This window comes from Streptomyces sp. NPDC048142, assembly GCF_043202835.1.
Taxonomy (GTDB): Bacteria; Actinomycetota; Actinomycetes; order Streptomycetales; family Streptomycetaceae; genus Streptomyces.
The window spans coordinates 1-4,854 of sequence record NZ_JBIDBC010000075.1; the positions used below are offsets into that span (position 1 = coordinate 1).

2 protein-coding genes and 1 pseudogene are annotated in these 4,854 nt (G+C 68.7%); 2 read left to right on the forward strand and 1 reads right to left on the reverse strand.

Going from position 1 to position 4,854, the window contains the following annotated elements; genetic code table 11:
• Positions 1-1,122: 1,122 nt before the first annotated feature.
• Together ACGF2Y_RS36480 and ACGF2Y_RS36485 are read left to right on the forward strand one after the other, a co-directional pair.
• A complete protein-coding gene (locus tag ACGF2Y_RS36480) occupies positions 1,123-2,895 on the forward strand; it encodes a M14 family zinc carboxypeptidase (protein WP_392956373.1) in 1,773 nt (590 codons plus the stop codon).
• Between the two features lie 198 nt (positions 2,896-3,093).
• Positions 3,094-3,897 (forward strand): annotated as a pseudogene (locus tag ACGF2Y_RS36485) (tyrosine-type recombinase/integrase); the annotation flags it as partial.
• Positions 3,898-4,521: 624 nt separating this feature from the next.
• On the opposite strand, the gene ACGF2Y_RS36490 reads toward ACGF2Y_RS36485, so the two are convergent.
• A partial coding sequence (locus ACGF2Y_RS36490) for a transposase (RefSeq protein ID WP_392956374.1) occupies positions 4,522-4,854 on the reverse strand: 333 nt, incomplete at its 5' end.

Genomic DNA, 4,854 nt, shown 5'->3' on the forward strand with positions numbered 1-4,854 from the left:
GCTACCTCGCCGGACTCCATCTCCGCGCCTCCATGATCTGGATCAAGGACCTCGCGCGGACCATCCATTGATCACAACTGGATACAGGCCCTAGAACTGAAGCTCCGACCAGGGCCTTCATCGTGGAGCGGGTGACGAGAATCGAACTCGCGCTCTGAGCTTGGGAGTCCCATGATCTGGGGATGGATTCGCGCAGGTCAGATGCGTGGAGCAGGCAACGGGGGTGTGATTGCTGGTGCTGGGATCACACTCCTGCTGACCGCTGCTGACCGTTCCCACCGGTGCGGTAGTAGTGCGAGCGGGTGGAGGCCCGCGCCCGCGAGGGGGTCCGCGCCCGCCCACCTGTCCCGCTCGTTCGAGCTGGCCGCACCACACCGCAGGGCGCGACCAGAGCCTCGATGCACACCGCATGGCCTCCGGGGTCTCCGGCGCTTCCAGTGCCTCGCGCGAGTAGACGCACTGGTAGGACACACCCCGGCCGCCAGCCGGTTGAGTTCGAGGTCGTCGAGGCTGCCCGAGCCACCGCCGATGTACCGCCGACGCAGGGCGGGGCGTTGACGGAGCCGACCTCGTCCCGCGCTTGGAGCTGGGCGCGGGCCACCGCAGCGATCACCGCGTCCTCGCCCTCCAGCAGTTCGACGACGGAAACGCCCCACCGGGGGCGCCCGGACCCGGCGCGAGGCTGGCCCGCCAGCTCCTCGACGTCCGGCCACATCCGGGCGAGCTCACCGCGCTGATGCTCGATCAGTGGCGCCGGGACGCCGAGAAGCTCGCCCAGCTCCTTCGTCGTCGCCCGGTTCAGATCGAGCAGGGCGAGGTACGCGTCGTTCTCGGCAGGGCCGAAACCGATCGGTTCTCACAGGAACATGTGTACCTTCTGGCGCCGACGGGACCGCCGGGCGCGCCCGGACGCCGGGTTGGCACTCCAGCCACCGTCAAGAGTGTGTTTCAGCCTTCCGCGCCGGTCAGATGGCGTGGGAACCGGACATTGTCCGGGATCGCAGGCACCGGCGCATTCACAGATCCGACAGCTCTGGCTAATCATGTCCATGACTACAGTTGCCAGCACCACCTCGTCATACGGCGGTAACCGACCGCTACCCCCCACTGAATGAGGTTCACGTGCGTAGAAAAAAGACCTTCTGGCTGGTCGCGGCCGCCACGACGGCCGCGCTGGCGGTCGGCACCGGCTACGGTGTCGCTGCCCCGCCACCCGACAACCCCGCATCGGCGCAGGACGAACGCGCCTACGTCTACCGCGTCCACGACGGAGCACACGCGGCGGACAGCAAGCTCGCCGGCTTCGACCTGATCGAAGACCGCGAGGGCGACGACCTGTTCGTCCTCGGCGACGCCGGCACCGCCGCGGACCTCAGGGCCGCCGGGCTGGAGGCCACCGTCGAGCAGCGGCTGAGCCCAGCCCCCTGGGGACCGCCCAAGCGCAGTGGCCAGGCCCCGCGGCTGACCGCGAAGGTCGCCGAGGAGACCTACTACGGCGGCTATCGCACCGTCAACGCCCAGTACGCCCACCTGGACCAGGTCGCCTCCGACCACTCCGGCCTGGCCACCGTCTTCGATGTCGGCGACTCCTGGCGCAAGGCCACCGGCCGGCCGAACGGCTACGACCTCAAAGCCATCTGCATCACCAAGAAGCAGTCCGGCGACTGCCGGCTGAGCCCGGACTCCTCCAAGCCGCGGCTCCTCGTCCAGGCCCAGGTCCATGCCCGGGAGCTGAGCACCGGCGAGATGGCCTACCGCTGGATCGACTACCTCACCGACGGTTACGGTACCGATCCGACGGCCACCGAGATCCTGGACAACCGGGAGATCTGGGTCGTGCCGATCGGCAACCCCGACGGCGTCGACATGGTCCAACAGGGCTTCACAGGCGGGCCCAGCCAGCAGCAGTGGCACCGCAAGAACGCCGACCACACCCACAGCAGCGGATGCTCCGAAGGCTCCTACGGCGGTGAGGGCATCGACCTCAACCGCAACAACAGCAGCCACTGGGGCGGCGCCGGCACCAGTTCCAACCCGTGCTCCAAGGTCTACAAGGGCCCCTCCGCAGACTCCGAGACCGAGACCCGGGCCCTCCACGCCCTCTACCGCGACCTGTTCCCGGACACCCGCCCCGCCGGTGACAACGCCGCTGCCGACCCCGACACCCAGGGCATGTTCGTCACCCTGCACAGCTACTCCAACATGGTGCTGTTCCCCTGGGGATTCAACTCCTCCATCGACACCGGCAACGACGCCCCGCTACGCACCATGGCCAAGGGCATGGCGAACCTGGCGGGCGGCTGGCAGTACGGACAGCCCGGCGAGATCCTCTACAACGCCAGCGGCACCCACGACGACTGGGCCTACGACGACCTCGGCGTACCCAGCTTCACCTGGGAGATCGGCCCCTCCGGCGGCTCCTGTGGCGGCTTCCACCCCAGCTACTCCTGCCAGGACACGTTCTGGAACCAGGTCAAGCCCATGCTGGTCTACGCGGCGGAGCACGCCGAGAACCCCTACGGGGGCGGCACCACGCCCCCGCCCTCGGAGTGCAGCGCCACCAACGGGACGAACGTCGCCATCCCCGACAACGGCTCGGCCGTCACCAGCGGCATCGAGATCTCGGGCTGCACCGGCAACGCGTCGGACGCCAGTACCGTCGAGGTCCACGTCGAGCACACCTGGCGCGGTGACCTCGTCGTCGACCTGATCGCCCCCGACGGCACCGTCTATGCGCTGAAGAGCGCCAGCGGCGGGGACAGCGCCGACGACATCCACGAGACCTACACGGCCGACCTGTCCGGCGAGGCGCCCAACGGCACGTGGTCGCTCCGCGTCCAGGACACTGCCCGGTACGACACGGGCACCATCGACACCTGGACTCTCTCCCTCTGACTCGGCCACCCGCCCGGGTCCGGCACACCATGCCGGACCCGGGCGGCACGCGACGCCAGAGCACAGGTGCGGGCTCCGCCGAAGCGGTGGGCGCCATGGAGCGTTTCGCGTTTGAGGGTCGTGTTGAAGGACTCGGCGAGTGCGTTGTCCGCGCTCGTACCAAAATTGCATCCCTCGCAACACTCTTCACCGCGAAAGCCCGGTGTGCGCACCTGGCGGGCCGAGCGGCTGGAGGCAACCGGCACGACGACCGTTGCCAAGTCGTACCGCCTCCTCAAGGCCATCATGGAGACGGCCGCCGACGACGAGCTGATCCGCCGCAACCCTTGCCGGATCAGGGGCGCCGGCAGCGAGAGGGCCAAGGAACGCCCCACCGCCACCGTCGAACAGGTCGATGCGCTCGCGGACGCCATGGGTCCCAGGTGGCGGCTGATGGTGTACCTCGGCGCCTACGGGCCGATGCGTCCGGAGGAGCAGGCGGCGCTGCGGCGGCCCGACGTCACGCTCGAACCGCTCGCGGCCAGGATCAGTGACGCCGCGCCGGAGCTGACCACGGGCCGTCGGGTCGAGGGCGACACGAAGTCGACCGCCGGACGCCGAACCGTCTTCCTCCCGGCCTTCTTGCACATCGAGGTGAAACGCCACCTGGACTGGTACGCGGAGAAGGAGCCCAGCGGCCTTCTGTTCGTCGGCGAGCGGGGTGCGCCATTCCGGCGGTCCACCTTCGGCCGCAAGTGGCGCAGGGCCCGCGCCAAGGTGGGCCTGCCGGAGGACTTCCGGTTCTACGACCTCCGCCACACCGGCCACACCTTGTCCACCCAGTCGGGGGCCACGCTCAAGGACACGATGGTCCGCGCCGGCCAGTCCTCGGAGAAGGCGGCGCTGATCTACCAGCACTCCGATGGGGAACGGCAGCGGGAGATTGCCGGGGGTATCGATGCGCGGGTGCGGGCTGCCCGAGGCAAGGTAGCGGCTCAACTGAGGCAGGTTCGCGAAGCCTGAAGAGTCGGGGCCGGGACAACAGCAGGCCGTCCCGGCCCCGATACCGGACAGAGCGCAGATGTGCGTTCCCGATCAGTGGCGGTGCCAGGGTCTCTTCTGGAACTTCTCCTGAGTGATCCGAGCCTCGCGGTACGCGACCTCGGACCGTTTTCTCCGGCAGGTCGCGAATCGGATCATCGAAGGTTCAAGCACGCTGGGGTCGGCGGGTGCCGTAAGCCTGATGGTACGGCAGTTCCGCGTTGGTGACCCTGAGGAAGTGCGGGGCTCGAACCCGCCCGCCAGCTGTGTGGCAGGCATCGCCGATTCGTGCTCCGCAGGCACGGCAGTCCCAGTCCAGAGCTTCCTTGATGCCCTGCGCCTTGATCTCCTGCAGCACGGCGGTCCGTTCCGCCCACCATGTCCTTCGAACAGATTCGTCGGCAGGGGAGTCCGCTTGCCGTTTCCGGAAGGCCGCCTGCCGATTGGGATCCGCGAGGGGACCCGTTAACCTCGCCGTTTCAGTTGGGGCTGCTGGGTGGCTGAGCGCTCTTGTTTGAGGCTGGGTCGGCCGGTGGGCATGGTGAGGGCCCGACGCGGGGTCGGGTCCTCCGAGGTCCTTGAGTCGAGGTGGGTGGGGGTGGCGGGTCAGCCGGCGGGGCGGGGCAGTGCGGTCAGGCGGTGGAATGCGGCCGTGAGTTCATGTCGCCAGGGCCAGGTCGCCGATATCCGAAGGTGGAGGCGGCGGCCGCCCCGGGTGATCCGGGCTGCGACGTGCAGGAGCCGGTAGCGGAGTTTCTTGGGTTCGGCAGTGGCGAGTTCGCCGTCCAGCAGGAGGACGCGGGTCCAGGCCAGGAGGTCGATCGCCGCGAGGCTGAGTTCGAGCCAGGCGGCTCTACCTTCTTGAGCGGGTTGATCGAGCCATTCGTAGGGTTGGGTCGCCCAGGGGTGCTGGGTGTGGCTATCAGGCGGCTGCCGTCT